At 64.5% G+C, this 23,827-nt stretch carries 33 protein-coding genes; all 33 read right to left on the reverse strand.

Annotated features, from left to right (window positions below):
• Positions 1-3: 3 nt before the first annotated feature.
• Positions 4-729, reverse strand: coding sequence for a biotin--[acetyl-CoA-carboxylase] ligase (locus ATO11_RS17805; RefSeq protein WP_050532267.1), 726 nt, complete (start codon positions 727-729; stop codon positions 4-6).
• Between the two features lie 178 nt (positions 730-907).
• Positions 908-2,344 carry an NADH-quinone oxidoreductase subunit NuoN gene (gene nuoN, locus ATO11_RS17810; protein ID WP_050532268.1) on the reverse strand — a complete coding sequence of 479 codons (1,437 nt, stop codon included), beginning with the start codon at positions 2,342-2,344 and terminating at the stop codon, positions 908-910.
• Between the two features lie 4 nt (positions 2,345-2,348).
• On the reverse strand, positions 2,349-3,896 hold the full coding sequence (locus ATO11_RS17815; RefSeq protein WP_050532269.1) for an NADH-quinone oxidoreductase subunit M: 1,548 nt from the start codon (positions 3,894-3,896) through the stop codon (positions 2,349-2,351).
• Positions 3,896-5,989: an NADH-quinone oxidoreductase subunit L gene (gene nuoL / locus ATO11_RS17820; protein ID WP_050532270.1), complete on the reverse strand. Its 2,094-nt coding sequence runs from the start codon at positions 5,987-5,989 to the stop codon at positions 3,896-3,898. The genes ATO11_RS17815 and nuoL overlap by 1 nt, the downstream gene beginning before the upstream one ends.
• Before the next feature lie 4 nt (positions 5,990-5,993).
• A complete protein-coding gene (nuoK, locus tag ATO11_RS17825) occupies positions 5,994-6,299 on the reverse strand; it encodes an NADH-quinone oxidoreductase subunit NuoK (RefSeq protein WP_050532271.1) in 306 nt (101 codons plus the stop codon).
• 76 nt (positions 6,300-6,375) lie between these two features.
• Positions 6,376-6,825: a hypothetical protein gene (locus ATO11_RS17830; RefSeq protein WP_242601459.1), complete on the reverse strand. Its 450-nt coding sequence runs from the start codon at positions 6,823-6,825 to the stop codon at positions 6,376-6,378.
• Positions 6,826-6,872: 47 nt separating this feature from the next.
• On the reverse strand, positions 6,873-7,481 hold the full coding sequence (locus ATO11_RS17835; protein WP_050532272.1) for an NADH-quinone oxidoreductase subunit J: 609 nt from the start codon (positions 7,479-7,481) through the stop codon (positions 6,873-6,875).
• The gene (locus ATO11_RS17840) at positions 7,478-7,867 is read right to left on the reverse strand and encodes a carboxymuconolactone decarboxylase family protein (protein ID WP_050532273.1); all 390 of its coding nucleotides are present in this window, start codon (positions 7,865-7,867) and stop codon (positions 7,478-7,480) included. Before ATO11_RS17840 ends, ATO11_RS17835 begins: the two co-directional genes overlap by 4 nt.
• The gene (locus ATO11_RS17845; RefSeq protein ID WP_050532274.1) at positions 7,864-8,256 is read right to left on the reverse strand and encodes a carboxymuconolactone decarboxylase family protein; all 393 of its coding nucleotides are present in this window, start codon (positions 8,254-8,256) and stop codon (positions 7,864-7,866) included. The genes ATO11_RS17840 and ATO11_RS17845 overlap by 4 nt, the downstream gene beginning before the upstream one ends.
• Positions 8,253-8,747, reverse strand: a complete 495-nt coding sequence (gene nuoI / locus ATO11_RS17850) for an NADH-quinone oxidoreductase subunit NuoI (protein WP_050532275.1) — start codon at positions 8,745-8,747, stop codon at positions 8,253-8,255. The genes ATO11_RS17845 and nuoI overlap by 4 nt, the downstream gene beginning before the upstream one ends.
• Positions 8,748-8,750: 3 nt before the next feature.
• Positions 8,751-9,011, reverse strand: a complete 261-nt coding sequence (locus tag ATO11_RS17855) for a hypothetical protein (RefSeq protein WP_050532276.1) — start codon at positions 9,009-9,011, stop codon at positions 8,751-8,753.
• 12 nt (positions 9,012-9,023) lie between these two features.
• Positions 9,024-10,052: an NADH-quinone oxidoreductase subunit NuoH gene (nuoH, locus tag ATO11_RS17860; RefSeq protein WP_050532277.1), complete on the reverse strand. Its 1,029-nt coding sequence runs from the start codon at positions 10,050-10,052 to the stop codon at positions 9,024-9,026.
• A gap of 6 nt (positions 10,053-10,058) precedes the next feature.
• Complete coding sequence (locus ATO11_RS17865; RefSeq protein WP_050532278.1) at positions 10,059-10,448, reverse strand: hypothetical protein; 390 nt, start codon at positions 10,446-10,448, stop codon at positions 10,059-10,061.
• Entirely contained in the window at positions 10,445-12,460 is a 2,016-nt protein-coding gene (gene nuoG, locus ATO11_RS17870; RefSeq protein WP_050532279.1) for an NADH-quinone oxidoreductase subunit NuoG, read from the reverse strand. The genes ATO11_RS17865 and nuoG overlap by 4 nt, the downstream gene beginning before the upstream one ends.
• Before the next feature lie 3 nt (positions 12,461-12,463).
• Entirely contained in the window at positions 12,464-12,868 is a 405-nt protein-coding gene (locus tag ATO11_RS17875) for a DUF5333 domain-containing protein (protein ID WP_050532280.1), read from the reverse strand.
• 111 nt (positions 12,869-12,979) lie between these two features.
• The gene (locus tag ATO11_RS17880) at positions 12,980-13,300 is read right to left on the reverse strand and encodes a hypothetical protein (RefSeq protein ID WP_050532281.1); all 321 of its coding nucleotides are present in this window, start codon (positions 13,298-13,300) and stop codon (positions 12,980-12,982) included.
• A gap of 99 nt (positions 13,301-13,399) precedes the next feature.
• Positions 13,400-13,888 (reverse strand): DUF3291 domain-containing protein, encoded by a 489-nt coding sequence (locus tag ATO11_RS17885; protein ID WP_050532282.1) that lies wholly within the window; start codon positions 13,886-13,888, stop codon positions 13,400-13,402.
• 75 nt (positions 13,889-13,963) lie between these two features.
• Positions 13,964-14,275 (reverse strand): hypothetical protein, encoded by a 312-nt coding sequence (locus ATO11_RS17890; RefSeq protein WP_050532283.1) that lies wholly within the window; start codon positions 14,273-14,275, stop codon positions 13,964-13,966.
• Positions 14,272-14,553, reverse strand: coding sequence for a hypothetical protein (locus tag ATO11_RS17895; RefSeq protein ID WP_134643152.1), 282 nt, complete (start codon positions 14,551-14,553; stop codon positions 14,272-14,274). The genes ATO11_RS17890 and ATO11_RS17895 overlap by 4 nt, the downstream gene beginning before the upstream one ends.
• A gap of 7 nt (positions 14,554-14,560) precedes the next feature.
• Positions 14,561-14,794, reverse strand: coding sequence for a hypothetical protein (locus tag ATO11_RS17900; RefSeq protein ID WP_050532285.1), 234 nt, complete (start codon positions 14,792-14,794; stop codon positions 14,561-14,563).
• A 3-nt stretch (positions 14,795-14,797) separates the two neighbouring features.
• Positions 14,798-16,093, reverse strand: coding sequence for an NADH-quinone oxidoreductase subunit NuoF (gene nuoF / locus ATO11_RS17905; protein ID WP_050532286.1), 1,296 nt, complete (start codon positions 16,091-16,093; stop codon positions 14,798-14,800).
• A gap of 3 nt (positions 16,094-16,096) precedes the next feature.
• Entirely contained in the window at positions 16,097-16,333 is a 237-nt protein-coding gene (locus tag ATO11_RS17910; protein WP_050532287.1) for a DUF5337 domain-containing protein, read from the reverse strand.
• 169 nt (positions 16,334-16,502) lie between these two features.
• Complete coding sequence (locus ATO11_RS22425; RefSeq protein ID WP_242601460.1) at positions 16,503-17,576, reverse strand: hypothetical protein; 1,074 nt, start codon at positions 17,574-17,576, stop codon at positions 16,503-16,505.
• A 62-nt stretch (positions 17,577-17,638) separates the two neighbouring features.
• On the reverse strand, positions 17,639-18,910 hold the full coding sequence (locus tag ATO11_RS17920) for an NADH-quinone oxidoreductase subunit E (RefSeq protein WP_050532288.1): 1,272 nt from the start codon (positions 18,908-18,910) through the stop codon (positions 17,639-17,641).
• Positions 18,910-19,293, reverse strand: a complete 384-nt coding sequence (locus ATO11_RS17925; RefSeq protein WP_050532289.1) for a hypothetical protein — start codon at positions 19,291-19,293, stop codon at positions 18,910-18,912. The genes ATO11_RS17920 and ATO11_RS17925 overlap by 1 nt, the downstream gene beginning before the upstream one ends.
• 99 nt (positions 19,294-19,392) lie before the next feature.
• The gene (locus ATO11_RS17930) at positions 19,393-19,665 is read right to left on the reverse strand and encodes a hypothetical protein (RefSeq protein ID WP_134643153.1); all 273 of its coding nucleotides are present in this window, start codon (positions 19,663-19,665) and stop codon (positions 19,393-19,395) included.
• Complete coding sequence (locus ATO11_RS17935; protein ID WP_050532291.1) at positions 19,665-20,021, reverse strand: hypothetical protein; 357 nt, start codon at positions 20,019-20,021, stop codon at positions 19,665-19,667. Before ATO11_RS17935 ends, ATO11_RS17930 begins: the two co-directional genes overlap by 1 nt.
• Positions 20,021-21,241: an NADH-quinone oxidoreductase subunit D gene (locus ATO11_RS17940; RefSeq protein WP_050532309.1), complete on the reverse strand. Its 1,221-nt coding sequence runs from the start codon at positions 21,239-21,241 to the stop codon at positions 20,021-20,023. The genes ATO11_RS17935 and ATO11_RS17940 overlap by 1 nt, the downstream gene beginning before the upstream one ends.
• 55 nt (positions 21,242-21,296) lie before the next feature.
• Positions 21,297-21,542, reverse strand: a complete 246-nt coding sequence (locus ATO11_RS17945; protein ID WP_050532292.1) for a hypothetical protein — start codon at positions 21,540-21,542, stop codon at positions 21,297-21,299.
• Between the two features lie 16 nt (positions 21,543-21,558).
• Positions 21,559-21,741 (reverse strand): hypothetical protein, encoded by a 183-nt coding sequence (locus tag ATO11_RS17950; RefSeq protein WP_110553752.1) that lies wholly within the window; start codon positions 21,739-21,741, stop codon positions 21,559-21,561.
• Positions 21,742-21,811: 70 nt separating this feature from the next.
• Positions 21,812-22,423, reverse strand: coding sequence for an NADH-quinone oxidoreductase subunit C (locus ATO11_RS17955; protein ID WP_050532293.1), 612 nt, complete (start codon positions 22,421-22,423; stop codon positions 21,812-21,814).
• 9 nt (positions 22,424-22,432) lie between these two features.
• Positions 22,433-22,966 (reverse strand): NuoB/complex I 20 kDa subunit family protein, encoded by a 534-nt coding sequence (locus ATO11_RS17960; RefSeq protein ID WP_207382981.1) that lies wholly within the window; start codon positions 22,964-22,966, stop codon positions 22,433-22,435.
• 246 nt (positions 22,967-23,212) lie between these two features.
• On the reverse strand, positions 23,213-23,653 hold the full coding sequence (locus tag ATO11_RS17965) for a hypothetical protein (RefSeq protein ID WP_050532294.1): 441 nt from the start codon (positions 23,651-23,653) through the stop codon (positions 23,213-23,215).
• Positions 23,654-23,827 lie beyond the last annotated feature (174 nt).

Raw genomic sequence — 23,827 nt, forward strand, 5'->3', positions numbered from 1 at the left:
CCCTCAGAAATAGACATCCGCCGCGGGGATCGTGACGCGGCCCTTGGCCGTGTTCAACACGAGGCATCCCTGATTGTCCACCGTGTCGAAGGTTCCGGTGGTCTCCGAGGTCGCGGTGCGGGCGGTGATGACCTCTCCCAGCCGCGCGGCGCGGGCAAGCCACGCGGTGCGGATCGGGTCGAAGCCGTAGGTGCGGAAGGCATCCTCGCGCGTGGCGAAGGCGGGGGCAAGCGCGTCGAGGAAATCCTCGAGCGCGATGGTGGTTCCGGTCGCGGAGGCCAGCGCCACGGGGCGCGCGGCGCGCGCCTCCACCTCGCCCACGCCGGGAGCGGTGGCGAGGTTGACGCCGATGCCGATCAGGAGCGGCGAGGTCAGGCCGTGACGCTCCAGCAGGATGCCCGCCACCTTGCCGCCGTTCAGCAGCACGTCGTTGGGCCATTTCAGCGTGAAGGGATCGGTGCGCCCGGTGGTCGCGGCAAAGGCATCGGCCAGCGCCAGCGCCGCCACGAAGGACCGCAGCGCGGCGCGGTCGGGCGGGTCCGACAGCGGCAGGATCAGGGTTGCGGCGAAGTTGCCCGGCGGCATGGACCAGGCCCGGCCCCGGCGGCCTCGTGCTTCAGTCTGCTGGCGTGCCATGATCCACGTCGGCCCCGTCACGGCCTCCATCCGGCGCGCGGCCTCGGCCATGGTGCTGTCGACGGTGTCGAGAGTGATGGCTTGATAGGTCATTGACTAGCTCTCCCGCGCGGAATCAAGGCCGCAGGCCGCCGCGCATCGACGGGCCCTCCCCAGGCCCGGCGATATGTCTGCCGCCAGCGCATAGATCACAGCTTCTACGGATTTGCTGCCATAAAGCGCCGGGAAACGACCGTTGGCATCGCCGGTCCAGAGCCCGTCAATGCGCGGCTCAGTTCACCAGCGTCGCCGCTGCCGCCTGCGCCGCGCCCTCGATCCCGAAGAGGTTGATGACACCGATCAGCATCACCGCCGCGGGCACCATCAGGAACGCCCACAGGACGGGTGACTTGCCATCCGTCAGCGGCTCTTCCGCGTCGTCGCCGAAATACATGAAGTAGACGATGCGCAGGTAATAGAACGCGCCGATCACCGACGCGATCACGCCCGCCACGGCCAGCCATGCCAGCCCGCCTTCATAGGCCGCGCGCAGCACGTAGAACTTGCCGAAAAAGCCCACCAGCGGCGGCACGCCTGCCAGCGAGAACAGCAAAAGCAGCATCGCCAGCGCCTTGCCCGGTTCGTACTTGGCATAGCCGTTCAGGGCCGAGATCTCGACCACGGGCGACCCGTCCCGCTCCATCATCAGGATGAAGGCGAAGGTGCCGACATTCATCGTCACATAGATCGCCATGTAGATCAGCATCGCCTGCACGCCGAACGCCGTCCCGGCGGCGAGGCCCATCAGGGCGTAGCCCATATGCGCGATCGAGGAATAGGCCATCAGGCGCTTGATGTTGGTCTGGCCGATCGCGGCCACGGCGCCAAGGAACATCGACAGGACGGACAGGACCGCGATGACCTGGCTCCAGTCGGAAATGGCATTGCCGAAGGCATCGTGCAGCACCCGCGCGAACAGCGCCATCGCCGCGACCTTGGGCGCGGTGGCGAAGAAGGCGGTGACCGGCGTGGGCGAGCCCTGGTAGACGTCGGGCGTCCACATGTGGAACGGCACGGCCGAAACCTTGAAGGCAAGGCCCGAGATCACCAGCACCAGCCCGATCAGCAGGCCGAGGTTCAGGTGGCCCTCGTCCAGCGTGGTGATGATACCCGAGAACATCGTGGTCCCGGCAAAGCCGTAGACCAGCGAGGAGCCGAACAGCAGCAGGCCCGAGGACAACGCGCCGAGCACGAAGTATTTCAGCCCCGCCTCGGTCGAGATGACGCTGTCCCGCCGCAGGGACGCGACGACGTAGAGCGCCAGCGATTGCAGCTCCAGCCCCATGTAAAGCGCCATCAGGTCACCGGCCGAGACCATCATCATCATCCCGACGGAGGCGAGCGCCACCAGCAGCGGGTATTCGAACCGCAGCAGGTCACGCCGGGCCATGTAGCCCTCGCTCATCAACAGGATGGCCGCGCCCGAGACAAGCACAAGCCCCTTGGCAAAGCGCGAGAAGCCGTCGTCGACGAACATGCCCCCGAAGGCGACGCGGGTGGTATCGCCCTGCACCACCATGAAGGCGATGATCAGCATCACCGCGCAGGTTGCCCACAGGATCGGACGCGCGAGGCGGTCCTGCCCAAGGTACGCTCCGCCCACCAGCGTCGCCATCGCGAAGATGGACAGGATGATTTCGGGCAGGATGATGTTGAGATCTGCACCCATCGTCTTACTCCTCCGCCGCGGCCAGCCGGGTGGCGGCATCGTATTCGGCACGGGCGGTTTCCACCTGCCCGATCAGCGCCTCCACCGACGGCCCGATCCGGTCGAGGATCGGGGCGGGGTAGACGCCCATCCAGATCGTCATGACGACAAGCGGCGCAAAGATCGCCTTTTCGCGGGTCGTCATGTCCTTGATCGTCTTCAGGCTCTCCTTGATCAGGTCGCCCATCACCACGCGGCGGTACAGCCACAGCGCATAGGCCGCCGACAGGATCACGCCGGTCGTGGCGATGGCGGCGATCCAGGTGTTGACCTGGAACACGCCCATCAGCGTCAGGAATTCACCGATGAACCCGGACGTGCCCGGCAGGCCCACGTTCGCCATGGTGAACAGCATGAAGATCAGCGCATAGGCGGGCATCCGGTTCACCAGACCGCCATAGGCGTCGATCTCGCGCGTGTGCATCCGGTCATAGATCACGCCGACGCAAAGGAAGAGCGCGCCCGAGATGAAGCCGTGCGAAATCATCTGGAAGATCGCGCCGTCGATCCCCTGCTGGTTCATCGCGAAGATGCCCATGGTCACGTACCCCATGTGCGCGACGGACGAATAGGCGATCAGCTTTTTCATGTCCTCCTGCACCAGCGCCACGAGCGAGGTGTAGACGATGGCGATAGCCGACAGCCAGAACACGAGCGGCGTCATCACCTCGGCCCCGATGGGGAACATCGGCAGCGAGAAGCGCAGGAAGCCGTAGCCGCCCATCTTCAGAAGGATCGCGGCCAGCACGACCGACCCGGCGGTCGGCGCCTGCACGTGCGCGTCAGGCAACCATGTATGCACCGGCCACATCGGCATCTTCACCGCGAAGGAGGCGAAGAAGGCGAGGAACATGAGCGTCTGCGCGCCGCCAATGATCTGGATACCCAGCAGGCTGAACGTTTCGGACCCGAACTGGTGCTTCATCAGCGTCGGGATGTCGGTTGTGCCCGCATCGGCAAACATCGCCACCATCGCGACCAGCATCAGGACAGAGCCGAGGAAGGTGTAGAGGAAGAACTTGAACGACGCATAGATGCGGTTCGCGCCACCCCAGATGCCGATGATCAGGAACATCGGGATCAGGCCCGCTTCGAAGTACAGGTAGAACAGGATCAGGTCCAGCGACATGAACACGCCCAGCATCAGCGTTTCCAGCACGAGGAAGGCGATCATGTATTCCTTCACGCGCACCTTCACGTCCCACGACGCCCAGATGACCAGCGGCATGATGAAGGTCGTCAGCATCACGAACAGCACGCTGATCCCGTCGACGCCCATCTTGTATTTCAGGCCCAGAAGCCATTCGGCCTCGTCCACCATCTGGAAGCCGGTATCGTTCGGGTCGAACTGCGCGAGGATGAAGAGCGAGACAAGGAAGGTCAGCCCCGTCGCCACAATCGCCACCCACTTGGCCGCGCGCTGCGCCGGCGCGTCGTCGCCGCGCAGGAAAAGGCCAAGGATCAGGGCCGCCAGCGCGGGAATGAACGTCGTGATCGAAAGCAGGTTTTCCATCAGTTCGCCCCCCCGATCGCCATCCAGGTGATGAGAGCGACGATCCCCAGGACCATCGCGAAGGCATAGGTGAACACGTAGCCCGACTGCGCCCGGCCCGCGAGGCGGGTGAAGAAGGGCACGATCCCCATCGACACGCCGTTGATCGACCCGTCGATCACCGCGCCGTCGCCTCCCTTCCAGAAGAGCCGCCCGACCGCTTTCGAGGGCTGGACGAAGACCGCGTCATAGATCTCGTCCACGTACCACTTGTTCAGCAGGAACAGGTAAAGCGGGCGCTGGTTCTCGGCCAGCCGCTTCGGCAGGGCGGGGTTCACGATGTAGAACCAGTAGGCGGTGAAGAAGCCGATCAGCATCACCACGAAGGGCGACAGCTTGACCCATTTGGGCACGTAATGCGCGTCATGCAGGACGTGGTTGTCCGGCGCTTGATAGATCGCGCCCTCTCCCGGTTGCCCGGCGAAGACGTAGGTCTTCTTCTCTTTCTTCTCGCCCTTGGCCTCTGACGCGGTCTCTGTCTTGTCGGCCTTGGCCTCCTCCCCTGCATGTGTTTCTTCCACGGCGTAGGGTACACCAAAGAAATTGGCGACCTCGTTCACCTTGCCGAAGAAGGACGAATACCAGATCGCCCCGGCCAGCACCGAACCCAGCGCCAGCACGCCCAGCGGGATCAGCATGACCATCGGCGATTCATGCGCGTGTTCATGCGTGTGCTTGTCGCCGCGCGGCTTGCCCCAGAAGGTCAGGAACATCAGCCGCCACGAATAGAACGAGGTGAAGAGCGCCGCGATGACGAGCATCCAGAAGGCATAGCCATTGGGCGCCGCGGCATAGGCGCTTTCGATCACCGCGTCCTTCGATGCGAACCCGGCAAACCCGATCCAGCCGGTGAGCGGGATACCGACACCCGTGATCGCCAGCGTGCCGATCAGCATCGCCGCGAAGGTATAGGGGATCTTCTTCCGCAGGCCGCCATAGTTGCGCATGTCCTGCTCGTGATGCATCGCGTGGATGACCGACCCCGCGCCAAGGAACAGCATCGCCTTGAAGAAGGCATGCGTCAGCAGGTGGAACATCGCGACCGAGTAGACGCCGACGCCGGCGGCCACGAACATGTAACCCAGCTGCGAACAGGTCGAATAGGCGATCACGCGCTTGATGTCGTTCTGCACAAGGCCCACGGTCGCGGCGAAGAACGCCGTGGTCGCGCCGATGAACACGATGAAGCCGGTGGCTTCGGGCGCGAACTCCATCAGCGGCGACATGCGGCTCACAAGGAAGACGCCCGCCGTCACCATGGTCGCCGCGTGGATCAGCGCCGACACGGGCGTCGGGCCTTCCATCGCGTCCGGCAGCCAGGTGTGCAGCAGGAACTGCGCCGACTTGCCCATCGCGCCGATGAACAGCAGCACCGCCAGCAGGTTCGCCGCGTTCCACTCGCCCCACAGGAAGGTCAGTTGCGTCTCTGCCAGTTGGGGCGCGGCGGCAAAGATGTCGTCGAACCGGATCGAGTCGGTCAGGTAGAACAGGCCGAAGATACCCAGCGCAAAACCGAAATCGCCCACGCGGTTCACGACGAACGCCTTGATGGCCGCCGCGTTGGCGCTTTCCTTGCGGTAGTAGAAGCCGATCAGCAGGTACGACGCGACGCCCACACCCTCCCAGCCGAAGAACATCTGCAGCAGGTTGTCAGACGTCACGAGCATCAGCATCGTGAAGGTAAAGAAGGACAGGTAGGCAAAAAAGCGCGGCTTGTAGGTCTCGCCCTCGAACTGCGGGTCGTGATCCATGTAGCCAAAGGAATAAAGGTGCACGAGCGCCGAGACGGTGGTGACCACGATCAGCATCGTGGCGGTCAGGCGATCCAGCCGGATCGACCAGTCGGTGCTGAGCGTGCCGGATTCAATCCAGCGCAGGATCTGGATCTGCTCGGTCTCCGGCCCGAGGCCAAGAAACACGATCCACGACAGGATGCAGGCAAGGAACAAGAAACCCGTGGCGATCCACATCGCTGCCGTTTCGCCGATCACGCGCCAGCCGAACCCGCAGAGGATTGCGCCCACGAGAGGGGCGAAAAGGATGATCGTCTCCATGATCTCAGCCTTTCATCACGTTGACGTCTTCAACCGCGATGGTGCCACGGTTGCGGAAGAAGCAGACGAGGATCGCAAGGCCGATGGCGGCCTCGGCGGCGGCGACCGTGAGGACGAACAGGGTGAATACCTGCCCCGTCAGGTCGCCCAGATGCCACGAGAACGCGACGAGGTTGATGTTGACCGCAAGCAGCATCAACTCGATCGACATCAACAGGATGATGACGTTCTTGCGGTTGAGAAACAGGCCGAAAATGCCGATCACGAACAACGTGCCCGCAACGGTCAGATAATGTTCCAGTCCGATCATCGTCTTCCATCCTTTGGGGCTGGCGGCCCCTCTGGTTCCCTCGTTCGCGGCCCCTTTGCGGGCCGCCCTCGTGTCGTCAGCCGAAGCTGAACGCGTGCTTGTCGCCCCGCATGTCGGGGTAGGCGGCGGCGCAGGCGCAGGGCTCGGCCACCAGCGTGATGCGGGTGATGTCCCGCGCGATGTTTTTCAGGTCCGCCGCGATCCGGTCGAGCGTGGCAAAGACCCGTGCGCCGGCCTCGTGATCGGCCACGATGGCCAGCGCGCGGGCCGTGCGGTCGAATGGCAGGCGGTCGTTCATGCGCTCTTCGGCGGTGCGAAATCGCAGCGCATCACCGGGCTCGCAATCGACGATGGTGAAGTCGCTGGCGGTACCCTCCTGGCTCCACCAGTCGCGCCACATCACCCGGCCCTCGCCCAGATCGACGTGCGCGTCTTCCCCGCCGTGGGAGATATGCGTTGTCCGCGCGCAGTCGCCCAAGGACAGCGCAACGGCGGGTGCGGCGCAGAACGCCAGCAAAGGGGCCAAGAAAATTCGAATTTTCTTGCCAATTTTCTTCGAAGAAAATTGACCGCTCACAGCCCCTGCCCCGGTTTGACGTCTTTCAGTTCCATCGCCTTGGCGGGGTCGCGGTACATCTGCGCAAGGATGTCCTGCCGCTTGACGTCCTGGCGGTGGCGCAGGGTCAGCACGATGGCACCCACCATGGCGACCAGCAGGATCAGTCCCGCCAGCTGGAACAACAGGAAATACTTGTCATAGAGGATCAGGCCCAGGGCCTGCGTGTTGTGCGTGCCTTCGGGTGCCACGTTGGCCACGAGGTCGGCCGCCTGCGGGGCGCTTTCCCACGCGCCGAAGGCCAGCACCAGCTGCATCAAGAGCACCACGCCGATCAGCAGGCCCAGCGGCAGGTAGCGCGCCATTTCCGCCTTCAGTTCGGCGAAATCGACGTCGAGCATCATGACGACGAACAGAAACAGCACGGCGACCGCGCCCACGTAGACGATGATCAGCAGCATCGCCACGAACTCGGCCCCCATCAGCACGAACAGGCCCGCCGACGACAGGAAGGCAAGGATCAGCCACAGGACCGAATGTACCGGGTTGCGGCTGACCACGGTGAAGAGGCCCCCCACCACCGTCGACAGCGCGAAAAGGTAGAACGCAAAGGCGGCAACCGTCATGTCGTGTCCCTCGTCTCCAGCTGGGCGCGGGCGATTTCCGTCGCGCGCGTCATCGCGGGCAGGCCGGCAAAGGCCCCGGCCAGCGCGATCGTTTCGATGATCTCTTGCGAGGTCGCACCGGCCTCTGCCGCATGCCGCACCGTCTGGCGCAGTGCAAGCTCATTCTGCGCCCCCTGGCAGGTGAGCCCGGTCAAAGTGATCAGCAGGCGCGACTTGGCATCCAGCCCGTCGGGGCTGATGCCCTTGCCCATCATCTGTTCCATCATGTCCTTGGGCATGACGGGCCACATCTCGGCCAGCTTGTCGGGGGCGAAATCCTTCATCGCGCCCTGCATCGCCTCGGACCACTGGCGCATCATTTCCTCGAACGGGTTCTGCGTGGTCATGGCGCGGCCTCCTCGAACACCTCGATCGCGGCGTTCAGCGCGTTGATCGCCGCCGGGAAGCCGCCATAAAGCGACATCTGCAGGATGATCTCGCTCACCTCGCGCGCGCTCCACCCCGCGTCAAGCGCGGCTTTCACGTGGATCTTCAGCTGCGGGCGGGTCTGCTGCCCCATCGCCGTCAACGCGGCAACGGTCGCGATCTGCCGGGTCTTGAAGTCGACGCCGTCGCGGGCATAGGGGCCGCCATAGACGGTCGCGATCTGCCATTCGGAAAAGCCCGGCAGGTAGCGGTCATAGCGGTCGGCAAGCGCGGCTTCGAGCCCCGGCATCACCTCTTCCGACAGCGCGCGCCCCGCATCGAGGGCCGATATGCCGGCCCCGCCGCTCATCGATAGGGCGCGTCCAGTTCAAGGTTGCGCGCGATCTCGGCTTCCCAGCGCTCACCGTTGTCCAGCAGTTTCTGCTTGTCGTAATACAGCTCTTCGCGGGTTTCGGTGGCGAATTCGAAATTCGGGCCTTCGACGATGGCATCGACCGGGCAGGCTTCCTGGCAGAAGCCGCAATAGATGCACTTGGTCATGTCGATGTCGTAGCGCGTGGTGCGGCGTGACCCGTCGTCGCGCGGTTCGGCATCGATGGTGATGGCCTGCGCCGGGCAGATCGCCTCGCACAGCTTGCAGGCGATGCAGCGCTCTTCCCCGTTGGGATAGCGGCGCAGCGCGTGTTCACCGCGGAACCGCGGGCTCAGCGGGCCCTTTTCGTGCGGGTAGTTGAGCGTTGCCTTGGGGCGGAAGAAGTATTTCAGCCCCAGCTTCATGCCGACCCAAAAATCCTGCAACAGGAAGTACTTGGCCGCTCGTCCGTAGTCGATATTTGCCATTGCTTAGGTCTCCGGGTCAAAAGGCGCCGAATTGAAGATTTGCCAATTCCCCAGCATAGGGACTTCGTTGCGAACAGTGCTTTCAGATGCACCAGTCTGTTTGATGATAACGTGCACAAGGGCCTCACGCGCCTCGGAAGCAGACGAAAACAACTGCTTTGAATTTCCATCGATAAACAATTCGAAAGAGTCAGGTTCAATCTGAGAGATCATTACTTCAGAGCCCCTGATACGTTGTTTGTATATCGTGCCAACTTCGTTCATTAGCCCGCTTCCTCACATCCAGCGCGCCCAGAACCCGCCCAGCCATTCAAACTTGGCGGCGAAGGACACGAACACCACCCAGACAAGGCTGAACGGCAGGAACACTTTCCACCCCAGCCGCATCAGCTGGTCATAGCGGTAGCGCGGCGTGATCGCCTTCACCATCGCGAAGAGGAAGAAGAAGAACGCCATCTTGCCGACCATCCACAGCGCCCCGTCGGGGATGCCGGGGATCGGCGACAGCCAGCCGCCGAAGAACAAGAGCGTCGTGAGCGCGCACATCAGGAAGATGGCGATGTATTCGCCCGCCATGAACAGCAGGAAGGGCGTCGAGGAATATTCCACCTGGTAGCCCGCCACCAGTTCCGATTCCGCCTCCGGCAGGTCGAAGGGCGGGCGGTTCGTTTCCGCCAAGGCACTGATGAAGAACAGGAAAACCATCGGCAGGTGCGGCAGCCAGTACCAGCCGAAGAAGCCGTAGCCTGTATCCTGCGCCGCCACGATGGCCCCGAAGTTGAGCGAGCCGGTGGAGATGATGACGCCGACGATGATAAGTCCGATCGACACCTCGTAGGAGATCATCTGCGCCGCCGACCTGAGCGACCCGAGGAACGGGTATTTCGAGTTCGACGCCCAGCCGCCCATGATCACGCCGTAGACCTCGAGCGAGGAGATGGCGAAGACATAGAGGATCGCGACGTTCAGATCGCTCAACACCCATGTTTCGTTGAACGGGATCACCGCCCAGGCGATCAGCGCCAGCACGAAGGACAACATCGGGGCCAGCATGAACACCGCCTTGTCGGCACCCGCCGGCACGACGATTTCCTTGACCACGTATTTCAGTGCGTCGGCCACCGTCTGCAGCAGGCCAAAGGCCCCCACGACGTTCGGACCGCGCCGCATCTGCACGGCGGCCCAGATCTTGCGGTCACCGTAGACGAGAAACAGCAGGCTGATCATCACGAAGGCCACGACGGCCAGCACCTGCGCCACGATAATGACGCCCACTCCAAGGGGCGTTGTAAAGAAATCGGCCATGTTCCCTCACACCATCGGTATGTTGCGCTCGGCGCAGTTGGCGACGACGACCTCGGCATCGAGTTTCTTCAACCCGTCGGGCAAGGCCGCCGAGATGGTGTAAACCGCATCTGCGGTCCAAATACCATCCCGTTCGTCCACATTTGTACGCAAATGACGGGCAAATCCGTAGCCCCGGATCAGCGTGTATTGCGCCGCGGCGCATTCGGCATAGGCCGACACGTCCGCAGGCGTCCGCGCGCCGGTCATGTAGACGAGGAATCGCACAAGGTCGCCGTCCAGCAACTGGGTCTCGATCCCTCCGTAGCGGGGGTTGAAAGGCGGCTCGGGGCGGTCGCGGAAATCGGCACACGCCCCGGTCAGCGCCAGCGCAGCTATGAGCCCGCCACGCGTCATTCCGCGGCGAGCTTGGCTCCTTTGCGCGCATGGGCCTGCGCGGTCAGTTCACCCATCACCTCGCTCGCCCGCGCGATCGGGTTCGTCAGGTAGAACGATGTGATCGGCGTGGTGAAATCGCCGGTGCCCAGCTTGCCCTCGCGCAGCGCGTCGCCCTCGTTCTCGATCACCTGCCCCACGTCCGCGAGATGCGGAACGTCAGCCACCAGCGCCTGCCGCAACTGCGCGATGCTGTCATAAGGCAGCGGGCTGCCCAACTCGCCCGACATGGCGCGCAGGATGGCCCAGTTTTCCTTGGCCTCGCCCGGCGCGAACCCGGCACGCAGCGCCAGTTGCGGGCGGCCTTCGGTGTTGACGAACAGGCCCGGCTCCTCGGTCCACGCGGCAGCGGGCAGGATGATGTCGGCGCGGTGCGCGCCCCGGTCGCCATGGCTGCCCTGGTAGATCACGAAGGGACCTGCGGCGATGTCGATCTCGTCCGCGCCGAGGTTCCACACGACGTCCGCGCCATCCAGCGCCGCGTCAATGCCGCCTTCGGTCGTGGCCCCCACATCCATCGCGCCCACGCGGGCGGCGGCGGTGTGCAGGACCAGCAGTTTGGCGTTGCCCGCGGCGGCCAGCGCCTGCGCCGTCGCCAGCACGGCGGCCCCGTCCGCGCCTTGCAGCGCGCCCTGGCCGACGATGATGACGCCCGCGTCCTTGTCGGAATGGTCCATCTTGAGAAGGTCGTTCAGCGCGTCGCGCCCGGTGCCCAGTTCGACCACGTCATAGGTCAGGTCCGTGCGCGGGCCGACCCGGCCCACGGTCGCGCCGCGCAGCCATGCCTTGCGGATGCGCGCGTTCAGGACCGGTGCCTCGACGCTCGGATCGGTGCCGATCAGAAGGATATTGGCCGCGCTGTCGATGTCCTCGATGCTGGCCGTGCCGACATAGGCCGCACGGTTGCCCGCGGGCAGCGCCGCGCCGTCGGTCCGGCATTCGACCGAACCGCCCTGCCCTTCGACCAGCGCCTTCAGCGCGTAAGCCGCCTCGACCGGGGCCAGATCGCCCACGAGGCCCGCCAGTTTCGACGCGCCCTTGATGGCCGATGCCGCCTTTTCCAGCGCCTCGCCCCAACCGGCGGGGCGCAGCTTGCCGTTCTCGCGGATATAGGGGCGGTCCAGACGCTGGCGGCGCAGGCCGTCCCAGACAAAGCGCGTCTTGTCGGAAATCCATTCCTCGTTCACGCCGTCATTGTTGCGCGGCAGGATGCGCATGACTTCGCGGCTCTTGGTATCGACCCGGATGTTCGAACCCAGCGCGTCCATCACGTCGACGGTTTCGGTCTTGGTCAGCTCCCACGGGCGGGCGGTGAAGGCATAGGGTTTCGACACCAGCGCGCCCACCGGGCACAGGTCGATGATGTTGCCCTGCAGGTTCGAATCGAGCGTCTCACCCAGGTAGGCGGTGATCTCGCTGTCCTCGCCCCGGCCGGTCTGGCCCATCTGGGTGATGCCCGCGACCTCGGTCGTGAAGCGCACGCAGCGGGTGCAGGAAATGCAGCGCGTCATGTGGGTTTCGACCAGCGGGCCAAGGTCAAGATCGACGGCGGCGCGCTTGGGCTCGCGGAAACGCGAGAAATCGACGCCATAGGCCATCGCCTGGTCCTGCAGGTCACATTCGCCGCCCTGGTCACAGATCGGGCAGTCGAGCGGGTGGTTGATGAGCAGGAACTCCATCACCCCCTCGCGGGCCTTCTTGACCATGGGCGAGTTGGTCTTGACCTCGGGCGGTTCGCCGTTGCGACCGGGGCGCAGGTCACGGACCTGCATGGCGCAGGACGCCGCCGGTTTCGGCGGGCCGCCCACGACCTCCACAAGACACATCCGGCAGTTGCCCGCGATCGACAGGCGTTCGTGATAGCAGAAGCGGGGAATCTCGATCCCCACTTCCTCGCATGCCTGGATCAGGGTCAGTGCAGGGTCGACTTCGACCTCCTGCCCGTCGATGATGATCTTGCGCAGATCGCTCATGGTCTACCTTTCCCGCAACAAGGTCCCGATCGGGCTGCCGCGCTTGATTTCGGCGATGCCGAAGGCGCAGAACCCCGACTTGTCTTTTACGCTTACGCCGCGCGCTTGCAACCACGCAGTGGCCTTGGTTTTCATCCGGGCCTTTTCCGCCTTGGATGTATGGTAGGCCTCGATCTCGGCATCCGAGTAGCCCGCGGCCTTCGCGGTGCCCTTCAGATCGTTCAGCCGCGACATGGCGCGGATCATCCGCGCGCCCAGATTGTCGCAATCCTTGCGCAGCCGGTCGGCAATGGCGACATACATCACCCCGTCATCCACGGCGGTCACGTCCCGCAAGGGCGGTTTCGCCAGTGTTGCCGAGGGCAAGGCCACGGCCAGCACCACGGCCATCATCACACCTGCACGCATCCCAAATCTCCTGTCTGTGTTGGGTGTCCGGCGCTTGAAATCATATGTGACGGGCCTGTTATGCAATAACAACGCCGCATTCGGCCGCAGGTTTGCGCCCTTTTCCGCCGATTATTCGAGGCAATTGCCCTTCAGGATCAGCGTGTCGCCATCGGTGACCAGCGTGTCGTCGTCCGGGCCGTTCTCCCAGTCGATCAGCGAGGTGCCGAAATAGCGGATGCAGTGCTGCACCGCCTGGTAGCGCCCGGCTTCGCGCGCGCCGGCCTCGGACCGGGTGTAGTTATTCACGCGTACCGTGAAATCGCCGCGGTCGGCGCGTTCGCCGCGCGCCTTGGTGCGGAAATAGACACCGTCGAATTCGTGGTAATTGGTGCGTCGCGTGCAGGACACGGCCGTCACCAGAATCAGAAGGCACAGGATCAGCCTGCTCATCGCCCGTCTCTCTCCCTGCTCCACGCGCCGCGCTGGCCCGTCCACCTGTTGGGTCAACGTGTTAGCGCGAAGCGGCGGCCAGCGCAACGCAGAGCCGCGTCACCCCGCCGCCGCGCGTTCGGGCAAAAGACCCGCCGCGCGCAGCCATGGCCAGTCGAAGGCGTCGGGCGTCGCGCCGTCGCGGCGCAGCGCCTCCAGCCGGGCCATCGCCTCGTCGAGCGTGGGCACGTGGCCCTCGGGCACCCACCACATCACGAAATGCTGGTCGCCCAGCACCTCGAACCATTCGGCCCGGCGCTGGACGAACTGCCGGTGCAGCGTGTTCCAGACGAAATGGTCCAGCGTCGCGGGCGTTTCCCAGACCGACAGGTTCGTAACAAAGGACGGGTCGCCGTCGAGGCAGGTCTCGGTATTGCCCGTGCCCGGTTCCCCCGAGCCTTCCATCATCCAGACGAAACCGGGCGAGCGTTTGCCCAAGCCGTTGATGCGGTCGAGGTTCGCCATGAACTCCGCCACGCGCGGATCGTCGGGCAGCGCGACAAGGCGACCGATGTTCAGTTCGGCAAGGTGATGTCCGTCCGGCTGCATCGCGGATCTCCCGTGGCGCGTCTCTGTCGCGCGATCATGCCGCTGCTTGAGCCGGGTTTGCAACCGGCGGGCCGGTCAGCGCGGGGGGCAGAGAAACTCCATCGCCTTCGTGCCTTCCGGTGCGTCCACCGGGAAACTGACAAGCGGCGTGGCCGCGCCGCAGGCGAGCCGCGCGGCGATGCCCGCGATCCCGGCGGTGACCGGTGCCCCGTCGAGCCGCCGCACGGATACGATCACCTGCTCCGCGCGCCGCGCCTGCCCGCTGGCATTGCCGCGCAGGGTCACGGCACGGCGGTCGGCATCCAGCAGGTAGGTGCCGGTGCGCACGGTTTCGGCCATGGCGGGAAGACCCGCGAGGATCAGGGCGGACGCGACGCCGCGAATCATTCGGGCCTCCGCGCGTCGGACAGGGCGCGGGCGGCACGCATCGCCTGCCATACCAGCAGCACGCCAAGAACGAAGATCGTCAGCATCCCGATGATGGTCAGCACCATCGGGTGCACCCCGTTCCACGCCATGACGAGGTACAGAAGGTACATGCCCACAAGCGGGCCGAAGGACAGCGCCATCGCCCGCCAGCGCCCGTCGCCCAGCGCGCGCGCCAGCGCATAGCTCGACAAGGGCATCATCACGATGCCGGCGATGGCCAGGAATCCGAGGATCATCACCATGTCATCGCCGCCTTTCGCGCAGCGGTGCGACGCCGCGCAGCATCTTGGCGAGGAAGGCGAACACGATCGACGCGCTGACAAAGAACAGCGCCGCCAGAACAGCATAGACCCATTGCGGGGCAAGCCCGATCTGGATCGCCTGATGCGTGTACCACAGCGGCACGCCGGTCAGCCCGACGGTCACAACCGCCGCGGCCAGGCTTTGCGCGCCATCGAAAATGTGCCGAAGGCCCACGGATTACTCCGCCGCGACCGCCGAAACCCTGCCGGTGCGCTTGGCGGCGATGCGGTCCTCGATCTCGTCGCGGAAGTTGCGGATCAGACCCTGGATCGGCCAGGCCGCCGCGTCGCCCAATGCGCAGATCGTGTGCCCTTCGACCTGCTTGGTCACGTCGAGCAGCATGTCGATCTCTTCCGGCTCCGCCTCGCCCTTCACCAGGCGATCCATCACCCGCATCATCCAGCCCGTGCCTTCGCGGCAGGGCGTGCACTGGCCACACGATTCGTGCTTGTAGAAGGCCGACAGACGCCAGATCGCCTTGATGATGTCGGTCGACTTGTCCATCACGATCACCGCCGCCGTGCCAAGGCCCGACTTCTGATCGCGCAGATAGTCGAAATCCATGATCGCTTCGCGCATGTTCTCACCCCGGATGCAGGGCACCGACGACCCGCCGGGGATCACGGCCTTGAGGTTGTCCCACCCGCCGCGAATGCCGCCGCAATGCTTGTCGATCAACTCCTCGAAGGTGATCGACATCGCCTCTTCGACGACGCAGGGGTTGTTCACGTGGCCCGAGATGGCGAACAGCTTGGTGCCCGAGTTGTTCTCGCGCCCGAACCCTTTGAACCACTCCGCCCCGCGCCGCAGGATCGTCGGCACGACGGCGATGGATTCCACGTTGTTCACGGTGGTCGGGCAGCCATAGAGGCCCGCGCCCGCCGGGAAGGGCGGCTTCATGCGCGGCATGCCCTTCTTGCCTTCGAGGCTTTCCAGAAGTGCCGTTTCCTCGCCGCAGATATAGGCGCCCGCGCCGTGGTGCAGGTAGATGTCGAAATCCCAGCCCGACCCGGCGGCGTTCTTGCCCACCAGCCCGGCCTCGTAACACTCGTCGATGGCGTTCTGCAGCGCCTCTTTCTCGCGGATGTATTCGCCGCGGATATAGATGTAGCAGGCATGCGCGTTCATCGCGAAGGACGCGATCAGGCAGCCTTCGATCAGGGTGTGCGGATCATGGCGCATGATCTCGCGGTCCTTGCAGGTGCCCGGTTCGGATTCGTCGGCGTTGACCACGAGGTAGGCCGGACGCCCGTCCGATTCCTTCGGCATGAAGGACCACTTGAGGCCCGTCGGGAAGCCCGCGCCGCCCCGGCCGCGCAGGCCGCTTGCCTTCATCTCGTCGATGATGCTGTCGCGGCCCTTCTGGATCAGCTTGGCGGTGCCGTCCCAGTGCCCGCGCGCCTGCGCGCCTTTCAGCGAGCGGTCGTGCATCCCGTAGAGGTTGGTAAAGATACGGTCCTGATCGTTCAGCATCTGTCAGTCACCCGTTTGGTTCCGGCGTTTTCGCCACATGTCATAGATGTTCACGAATGCCCAGACCAGAGCACCCAATGCCGCAAGGTCGAATAAAATCGCGAAACGTCCGGGCAATCCAAGTGCTGCACCGATCCAGTTGGCGGCGATCCACAGGATCATGGTGCCCGCGATCACCAGTGCGGTGATGCGGCCCTGCCGTGCAAGGCGCGCCGCGTCGTCGTCCGAAGGCCGGGTCATGGGCGGAAAACAGTCGGAAGGCGGAACGGGACAGGCACGGCGCAGGGTCTGGGCATCGGCGTCTCCGCGTATGGGTCAAGGGCGGTCCGGCCCTCCCGTTCCGGACCGCCGGGCGCGCGGCGCGCAGGCCCGAAGGCGCACGCCGCGTGCAATGTCGTTGCTGGGCCGATTAGTAGACGTCGCCGTCCTCGACCCGTTTCGAGAACTCGGTCTCACCACCGGAGGCAAGGATCTTGGCCTGCTCGACCCATTGGTCGCGCGTCACGCGGCCCTTGAAGCCCTGCAGGTTGGCGTTGACCCATGCGACCTCGTCGGCGCTCCAGCCGGCGATCTGGTCGAAATGGTAGAAGCCGAGCGAGTTGCACAGTTTCTCCAGCTTGGGCCCGATCCCCTTGATTTCCTTGAGGTTGTCGGCCTTGCCGCCGCGCGGACCGTCCAGCGCCTCGGGGCGGGTGCCCTCGCCGGTGCCTTCGCGCACGCCGTCGCCGTCATAGTCCGGCGTGGCGTCCGCCGCGGACGGTGCGCCACCGGCGCTGGTGCTGCCGCCTTTGTCGCCCTCGTATTTCCAGTCGCCCTTGCGCCCGGCAAGGTCTTGCTCGCCCGCGAGCGCCTTGGAGGCGGCGACACCACCCCCGCCCGAAGATCCGGTCGCGGCGTCCTTGGCGCTGGATGCGGCGTCTTTCGCCTTAGCCTTGGCGCTGGATGCGGCGTCCTTGGCTGCATCCTTGGCGCTTGCGGCGGCGTCCTTGGCCGTGTCAGCCGCGCTCGACGCGGCATCCTTGGCACTGGCGGCAGCATCCTTGGCGGTCTCTTTCGCGCTGGCAGCGGCATCCTTGGCCGCGTCCTTGGCACCTGCAGCAGCGTCCTTCGCCTTGTCCTTGGCGCTGGCCGCCGCGTCCTTGGCGGTTTCCTTGGCGCTGGCGGCGGCGTCCTTGGCCTTGGCGGCAACACCGCCATCAGACCCCGAACCCGACGCTGCCGCACCGGATGCGCCCACGCCGGTCGCGATCGCCGCGGCCTTGGCGCTGGCCCCGTCGGCATCCGAACCGGGCTTCGGCGCTTCACCCAGCTTGGGAAGCGGGGAACAGAACAGCCAGTTGAGCAACAGGCCCAACAGGACGAACAGAACCGCACCCAGGAACAGCGCTGCGATAATCTTGTACCCGCCAAGTGCCAGCAACAGCACGAAAGTCAGGAACCCGGCGCCTGCGGCAAGGGCCCAACACCCCAAAGCGCAGCTCATCCCACCTTTAGGCTCACTCATGTCAACGTCTCCCCGTCATTCCGTTAGGCGTTTTGTCCCTTTTAGTAGACATCGCCCTTTTTGACACGGGAAGAAAATTCGGTTTCTCCCCCGCTTGCAAGCGTTTTGGCTTGCTCGACCCATGCGTCGCGCGTCACGCGGCCCTTGAAACCTTCCAGATTCCGGTCGACCCACGCGACCTCGTCGTCGCTCCACGACGCGATCTGGTCGAAGTGGAAAAAGCCCAGGCGGTGCAGCAATGCTTCGAGTTTCGGGCCTACACCCTTGATATTCTTGAGGTTATCCGGCCCGCCATCCCGCGCGGCGCTCAGCGTCTGCGGCTTGGTGCCGGCGTCGGCGTCCGATCCGGCGGCTTTGCCTGCCTGTTTTGCGGGCTTGGCAGCGGTGGATGCCGGCGTGGAGGTGCCTGCCTTGGGATTGCGTTTGCTGACGGGCTTGGCTTTCGACGCCGCATCGGACTCGCGCTTGTCGATGCCGGTCTTGCCCACGGGTGCGCCCTTGGCCGACGACCCGCCTTCATGGGCGTCCGCCGCCTTTTCCAGTTCGTCCCGCGTCATCGGCTGGTCCTGGGAGCCGCGGCGCGGCGCGGGTGCGTCGCCCGGATCACCGGCGATCCACGGCGTGATCAGCGGCACCTCGGTCCCGTCAATGCGCTTGACGGTGTCGCCGATCTCGGTCGCCAGCGTCACGCTTGCGTTCGAGCCATGCGCGCCCGTGTTGTAGTCCTGCAACGAGCTGAGGCCCGAGGCCGGCTCGGACGCCCAGCGCCCGTTCTGCGGACCGGGCGTCGGCACCTTGCCGGCGGCCAGTTCATCGATGATCTCGGCCAGCCGTTCGGTGGTCAGATCCTCGTAGTAATCCTTGCCGATCTGCGCCATCGGCGCGTTGGCGCAGGCCCCGAGGCATTCGACCTCTTCCCACGAGAATTTGCCGTCCTCGGACAGGGTGTGCGGCTTGTCGGCGATCTTTTCGCGGCAGACCGACACGAGGTCCTCGGCACCGCAGATCATGCAGGACGTGGTGCCGCAGATCTGGATGTTGGCGACGCTGCCCACGGGCTTCAGCTGGAACATGAAGTAGAACGACGCGACTTCGAGCCCGCGGATATAGGCCATGCCCAGCATGTCCGACACGTGTTCGATCGCCGGGCGGCTCAGCCAGCCCTCCTGCTCCTGCGCGCGCCACAAAAGCGGGATGATCGCGCTGGCCTGGCGGCCTTCGGGATACTTCTTCACCTGCGCCTCGGCCCAGGCCTGGTTGGCGGGCGTGAAGGCGAACGTGTCGGGCTGGGTGTGATGCAGACGTCTTAACATCAGGCAGCGGCTCCATAGATCCAGGCAATGCCGGAGATGAGTGAGATGAGCGTCCCGGCCCCGGCGGCCATGGCGTGACGGTCATAGGGAAGTCCGGCGCGGCGATAGAGGATGGTGTCGTACCACGCCATGAAAGTCAGACCCACGGTCAGAATGAACACGATGGCGGGCGTCGCGACCAGAAGCGCGCCGACCGCCATGATGAGAAACCCGATATACCGGCCCAGCATGACCTTGGGCAACATGCCCATGCCGTCGCCTTTGCCCGGTTCGTGCTGCAACCGGCGCAGCCCGTCCACCGGATCGCCCCAGCAGACCGCTACGAGGTACGCGGTGATGAGAACGCCGACCGCCGCCGCGCCAAGTGTCAGGCCATAGAGCATGCTATCGCCCCTTCCGCACGGGCACGCGCGCCACCGTGACAACGGCGGCGTGTGCGGGCTGATCGGGGCTGGGGCGGCGCGACATCGACGTCCTTCGCGTTACTTCGTGCAGGCGGGCGGCAAAAGCACCAGCGTCTCTTCATCGCTGGCAAAAGCGGCGATGCCTTCGGCCATCATCTGGCGCGACAGCGCGATCGCGGCAGGCCGCGAGATGCCGAGTTTCGGCATCACGACGTTCGCCTCGGCCGTGGTCAGCGTACAGTCGCTATCGTTCATCGCGGCGATCAGGGCATCCTTCTGCGCGGCGGTCTGGGGCGAGGCCGCCGTTGCCGCGCCAAGCGCCGCAAGTGTCACGAGAGACCGAACCGCCATCATTTCACCTTCATCCACGCGCATTGCGACGTGCCCTTGAACATCATCGCGCGCTTCTGGGCACGATCACCAAGAACGAAAAGCGGCTTGAAATCGGCAAGGTCCACCCGGTCCTTTCGTCGGCATCCCCGGTTCGCGGCGTCCTGAAGGGTTTCGAACGTCGAATACATCAGGGCCACGGCCATGGTTTCGTTTCCGGCGCGTTGCGATGCCGGCTTTTGCAAGGTGCGCAACAGCTTTGCGTGCTTGGGCAGGAGCAGGTCGCTGCAGGATTTCGGCTCGATCAGGCAGGCCGACGCGGCCTGTGCCGCGGGTGCGGCAACAAGGAACGCGGCAACAAGGGCAGCGATCCGCATCACCGGTCAATCTCCCCGAACACGATGTCCAACGTGCCGATGATCGCGGCAACGTCGGCCAGCTGGTGGCCCGTCGCGATGTGGTCCATCGCCTGCAGGTGCGGGAAGCCCGGCGCGCGCAGCTTGGCGCGGTAGGGTTTGTTGGTGCCGTCCGCGACGAGGTAGACACCGAACTCGCCCTTGGGCGCTTCGACCGCGCAATAAACCTCGCCCTCGGGCACGTGGAAGCCCTCGGTATACAGCTTGAAGTGGTGGATGAGCGCCTCCATCGAGGTCTTCATCTCCCCCCGCTTCGGCGGCGTCAGCTTGCCGCGGGCCAGGACGTCGCCCTGCCCTTCGGGCGCGCGCAACTTGGCGATCGCCTGCTTGATGATCGACACAGACTGCCGCATCTCCTCCATCCGGACGAGGTAGCGGTCATAGCAGTCCCCGTTCTTGCCGACCGGGATCTTGAAGTCGAATTCGTCGTAACATTCGTAAGGCTGGGCGCGGCGCAAATCCCATGCCAGCCCCGATCCGCGCACCATCACGCCCGAGAAGCCCCAGTTCTGGATGTCTTCTTCGGTCACGACGCCGATATCGGCGTTGCGCTGCTTGAAGATGCGGTTCTCGGTCAACAGGCCGTCGATATCGTGCATGAAGTTCGGGAACTTGTCGGCCCATGCCTCGATATCGTCCAGAAGCTCGGGCGGCAGGTCCTGATGGACACCACCGGGGCGGAAATAGGCGGCGTGCAGGCGTGCCCCGCAGGCGCGTTCGTAGAACACCATCAGCTCTTCACGCTCTTCGAACCCCCAGAGCGGCGGCGTCAGCGCGCCCACGTCCATGGCTTGCGTCGTGACGTTCAGCAGGTGGTTCAGGACGCGCCCGATCTCGGAATAAAGCACCCGGATCAGGGAGGCGCGGCGCGGCACTTCCACACCTGTCAGCTTTTCGATGGCCAGGCACCAGGCGTGTTCCTGGTTCATCGGCGCCACGTAATCCAGCCGGTCGAAATAGGGCAGGTTCTGCAGGTAGGTCCTGCTTTCCATCAGCTTCTCGGTGCCCCGGTGCAGAAGGCCGATATGCGGGTCGCAGCGCTCGACGATCTCGCCGTCCAGTTCCAGCACCAGCCGCAGAACGCCGTGCGCCGCGGGGTGTTGCGGCCCGAAGTTGATGTTGAAGTTGCGGATCTTCTGTTCGCCCGTCAGGGCGTCTTCGAAACCTTTGGAGCCGTCCATCATGTGCGTGCCTCCGTGGCAGGGTGTTCGGTGTGTGTGTTTCGGGCCGGGCGCATCAGACGATGTTCCTCGACGTGTAGACGAGTTTCGGGTCCCGCCGGTCCATGCGCCGCGCGCGAAGGCCGAACAGCATCGCGTAGGTGCCGCGCAGGATGACCCAGCCGATCAGGGCGCCGGCCAGCAGACCCACGGCGTAGAGGACAAGGTGATTGTCCATCCACCAATCCAGGTAGATGTACTGCATCTTGACGTGATCCGGTACGCTGACCGGCACACTGAGAGCTGTCCAGATATCCACCATCACCCCGCGCCCCCGCTCACTTGTCGATCCCCGGAATCTTGATCTGGTCACGATAGGCCATGATCCACAGAAGCGGGATCACCGTGAAGGGCGTCAGCGAGAAGATGGCGAACCACGACGGCAGGTTGAACCGTGGCAGGAACATCCAGAACGGCACCACCGTCAGCGCCGCCATGATCAGGTATCCCAGCATGCCCATCAGCGTGTCTCCTGCCAGCAGACCAGACCCAAAGCCGGGTCGGGTGACGTTGCGCCTGCGTGAAGACGGCTCACGCCGCCCCCTCCTCGGTCTTCTCGTCACCGGGCAGCACGTATTCCGCGCCTTCCCACGGGGACATGAAATCGAACTGGCGGTATTCCTGCACCAGCTTCACCGGTTCGTAGACGACGCGCTTCTGCTCTTCGTCGTACCGCACCTCGGTATAGCCGGTGGTCGGGAAGTCCTTGCGCAGCGGGTAGCCGCGGAAGCCGTAATCGGTGAGGATGCGCCGCAGGTCCGGGTGGCCCGAGAAGAGCACGCCGAACATGTCGAACACCTCGCGCTCGAACCAGTTGGCCGACGGGTGCACGTCGATGATCGACGGCATGATCGCGTCCTCGCGCACCTTGCAGCGCAGGCGGATGCGGGTGTTCTGGTACATCGACAGGAAGTGATAGACGATGTCGAACCGCTTTTCCCTCTCGGGGTAGTCGACACCGGTGATGTCGACCAGCGTGGAGAACTGGCAGGTGCGGTCCTGCTTCAGGAACTCGACAAAGCCCGCGATGTTCGAAGGCGCGATGGTCATGTTCAACTCGCCATGATCGACCGACCAGCGCACCACGCAATCGGGGCGCTTGGCTTCGATATAGGCACCAAGCTCTTTCAGGGCGTCAGACATGTCGTCTCCTCAGCGGACCAGCGTGCCGGTGCGGCGGATTTTGCGTTGCAGCGCCATGATGCCGTAAAGCAGCGCCTCGGCCGTGGGCGGGCAGCCGGGGACGTAGACGTCGACCGGCACGATCCGGTCGCAGCCACGTACCACCGAATAGCTGTAGTGGTAATACCCGCCGCCGTTGGCGCAGGACCCCATCGAGATCACGTAGCGCGGCTCGGGCATCTGGTCATAGACCTTGCGCAGCGCCGGGGCCATCTTGTTGGTCAGCGTGCCCGCGACGATCATCAGGTCCGACTGGCGCGGGCTGGCGCGCGGCGCGGTGCCGAAGCGTTCAAGGTCATAGCGCGGCATCGAGGTGTGCATCATCTCCACCGCGCAGCAGGCCAGACCGAACGTCATCCAGTGCAGCGAGCCGGTGCGCGCCCAGTTGATGATGTCCTCGGTCGAGGTCAGCAGGAAGCCCTTGTCCTGCAACTCGCGGTTCAGCTCCTGCGTGGCGACTTCGCGGTCGATCCCGGCAGTGTTCGTGCCCGTCATCACACCCATCAAGGCGTCTCCTTCGGTTCCCGTGAACCATGTACGCATGGTGCGGGGGATGGTCAACGTGTCAGGGCGGCGCATGCGGCGGGGAATCCCCGATTTCCGCGACCGGGTGGCCGCTGGGCTGGCAGGGGGTGGTGGCGTAAAAAGCTGCGCGCGGGGGAACGAGTTTCCATGGTGATGGTCACTGTGCTCGCCAAGTTACGCGCGAACGGCTTTCGCGACCAAGCGCGGTGTCAGTTCCACGGCGGGTTAGCGAAGCATGGATAATACCTTTGAATGGATCTCGTTCAGCGTGGCTCTCAACCTCGTCAGTTCGGTGTGTTGCGAGGTCAGATCGGGTGCATACCGCGAAATCAGGTATTCGCGACGGGCTGTCATATCGAACAGATGTTTGGCCGTTCTCTTCTTCAGGCGCAGTGCTTGGCAGAAATCGTCATCTGCCAGGCTGTGCAGGCGCCCGCGAATACGCTCCGGGCTTTCGCCTTTGCTACGCAGAAACGCGTTCAAGAACAGCTCGGTGGCATGTATCGCACACAGCCGGGCGGGCGCGTAGGACAATGGCCCTGCCGATCTGGCTCCATCAAACAAGGCATTCGCGGCCTCGGCATAGGCAACGGCGAGGTCAAGAATCTCCTCCGCGGTTGATTCACTTCCGGGATACGCGCCTGAACTTTCCGGCAAATCTTTCATTGGCTAAACTTGGTTTGTAACGATGCACGTAATTAATCACCCAACTCGGGCGACAATGTGTCGGCAGACGTTTCCACCCTTTGCCCGGAGGCTCCGCCGGGTCGCTTGGGGGCGAAAAGCCTTCTTCCGTAATGGGGCGGGCCTCTGTCAAGGGTTTCGGGCAAGTCAAAAATC

The organism is Pseudaestuariivita atlantica (genome assembly GCF_001205715.1).
GTDB classification, from domain to species: Bacteria; Pseudomonadota; Alphaproteobacteria; order Rhodobacterales; family Rhodobacteraceae; genus Pseudaestuariivita; species Pseudaestuariivita atlantica.

What these genes read in the sequence shown, in the direction of transcription:
- ATO11_RS17805 (WP_050532267.1), bottom strand. Translation starts at nt 729, where the DNA reads ATGACCTATCAAGCCATCACTCTCGACACCGTCGACAGCACCATGGCC.
- nuoN (WP_050532268.1), bottom strand. Translation starts at nt 2,344, where the DNA reads ATGGGTGCAGATCTCAACATCATCCTGCCCGAAATCATCCTGTCCATC.
- ATO11_RS17815 (WP_050532269.1), bottom strand. Translation starts at nt 3,896, where the DNA reads ATGGAAAACCTGCTTTCGATCACGACGTTCATTCCCGCGCTGGCGGCC.
- nuoL (WP_050532270.1), bottom strand. Translation starts at nt 5,989, where the DNA reads ATGGAGACGATCATCCTTTTCGCCCCTCTCGTGGGCGCAATCCTCTGC.
- nuoK (WP_050532271.1), bottom strand. Translation starts at nt 6,299, where the DNA reads ATGATCGGACTGGAACATTATCTGACCGTTGCGGGCACGTTGTTCGTG.
- ATO11_RS17835 (WP_050532272.1), bottom strand. Translation starts at nt 7,481, where the DNA reads ATGACGGTTGCCGCCTTTGCGTTCTACCTTTTCGCGCTGTCGACGGTG.
- ATO11_RS17840 (WP_050532273.1), bottom strand. Translation starts at nt 7,867, where the DNA reads ATGACCACGCAGAACCCGTTCGAGGAAATGATGCGCCAGTGGTCCGAG.
- ATO11_RS17845 (WP_050532274.1), bottom strand. Translation starts at nt 8,256, where the DNA reads ATGAGCGGCGGGGCCGGCATATCGGCCCTCGATGCGGGGCGCGCGCTG.
- nuoI (WP_050532275.1), bottom strand. Translation starts at nt 8,747, where the DNA reads ATGGCAAATATCGACTACGGACGAGCGGCCAAGTACTTCCTGTTGCAG.
- ATO11_RS17855 (WP_050532276.1), bottom strand. Translation starts at nt 9,011, where the DNA reads ATGAACGAAGTTGGCACGATATACAAACAACGTATCAGGGGCTCTGAA.
- nuoH (WP_050532277.1), bottom strand. Translation starts at nt 10,052, where the DNA reads ATGGCCGATTTCTTTACAACGCCCCTTGGAGTGGGCGTCATTATCGTG.
- ATO11_RS17865 (WP_050532278.1), bottom strand. Translation starts at nt 10,448, where the DNA reads ATGACGCGTGGCGGGCTCATAGCTGCGCTGGCGCTGACCGGGGCGTGT.
- nuoG (WP_050532279.1), bottom strand. Translation starts at nt 12,460, where the DNA reads ATGAGCGATCTGCGCAAGATCATCATCGACGGGCAGGAGGTCGAAGTC.
- ATO11_RS17875 (WP_050532280.1), bottom strand. Translation starts at nt 12,868, where the DNA reads ATGCGTGCAGGTGTGATGATGGCCGTGGTGCTGGCCGTGGCCTTGCCC.
- ATO11_RS17880 (WP_050532281.1), bottom strand. Translation starts at nt 13,300, where the DNA reads ATGAGCAGGCTGATCCTGTGCCTTCTGATTCTGGTGACGGCCGTGTCC.
- ATO11_RS17885 (WP_050532282.1), bottom strand. Translation starts at nt 13,888, where the DNA reads ATGCAGCCGGACGGACATCACCTTGCCGAACTGAACATCGGTCGCCTT.
- ATO11_RS17890 (WP_050532283.1), bottom strand. Translation starts at nt 14,275, where the DNA reads ATGATTCGCGGCGTCGCGTCCGCCCTGATCCTCGCGGGTCTTCCCGCC.
- ATO11_RS17895 (WP_134643152.1), bottom strand. Translation starts at nt 14,553, where the DNA reads ATGATCCTCGGATTCCTGGCCATCGCCGGCATCGTGATGATGCCCTTG.
- nuoF (WP_050532286.1), bottom strand. Translation starts at nt 16,093, where the DNA reads ATGCTGAACGATCAGGACCGTATCTTTACCAACCTCTACGGGATGCAC.
- ATO11_RS17910 (WP_050532287.1), bottom strand. Translation starts at nt 16,333, where the DNA reads ATGACCCGGCCTTCGGACGACGACGCGGCGCGCCTTGCACGGCAGGGC.
- ATO11_RS22425 (WP_242601460.1), bottom strand. Translation starts at nt 17,576, where the DNA reads ATGAGCTGCGCTTTGGGGTGTTGGGCCCTTGCCGCAGGCGCCGGGTTC.
- ATO11_RS17920 (WP_050532288.1), bottom strand. Translation starts at nt 18,910, where the DNA reads ATGTTAAGACGTCTGCATCACACCCAGCCCGACACGTTCGCCTTCACG.
- ATO11_RS17925 (WP_050532289.1), bottom strand. Translation starts at nt 19,293, where the DNA reads ATGCTCTATGGCCTGACACTTGGCGCGGCGGCGGTCGGCGTTCTCATC.
- ATO11_RS17930 (WP_134643153.1), bottom strand. Translation starts at nt 19,665, where the DNA reads ATGGCGGTTCGGTCTCTCGTGACACTTGCGGCGCTTGGCGCGGCAACG.
- ATO11_RS17935 (WP_050532291.1), bottom strand. Translation starts at nt 20,021, where the DNA reads ATGCGGATCGCTGCCCTTGTTGCCGCGTTCCTTGTTGCCGCACCCGCG.
- ATO11_RS17940 (WP_050532309.1), bottom strand. Translation starts at nt 21,241, where the DNA reads ATGGACGGCTCCAAAGGTTTCGAAGACGCCCTGACGGGCGAACAGAAG.
- ATO11_RS17945 (WP_050532292.1), bottom strand. Translation starts at nt 21,542, where the DNA reads ATGGTGGATATCTGGACAGCTCTCAGTGTGCCGGTCAGCGTACCGGAT.
- ATO11_RS17950 (WP_110553752.1), bottom strand. Translation starts at nt 21,741, where the DNA reads ATGGGCATGCTGGGATACCTGATCATGGCGGCGCTGACGGTGGTGCCG.
- ATO11_RS17955 (WP_050532293.1), bottom strand. Translation starts at nt 22,423, where the DNA reads ATGTCTGACGCCCTGAAAGAGCTTGGTGCCTATATCGAAGCCAAGCGC.
- ATO11_RS17960 (WP_207382981.1), bottom strand. Translation starts at nt 22,966, where the DNA reads ATGGGTGTGATGACGGGCACGAACACTGCCGGGATCGACCGCGAAGTC.
- ATO11_RS17965 (WP_050532294.1), bottom strand. Translation starts at nt 23,653, where the DNA reads ATGAAAGATTTGCCGGAAAGTTCAGGCGCGTATCCCGGAAGTGAATCA.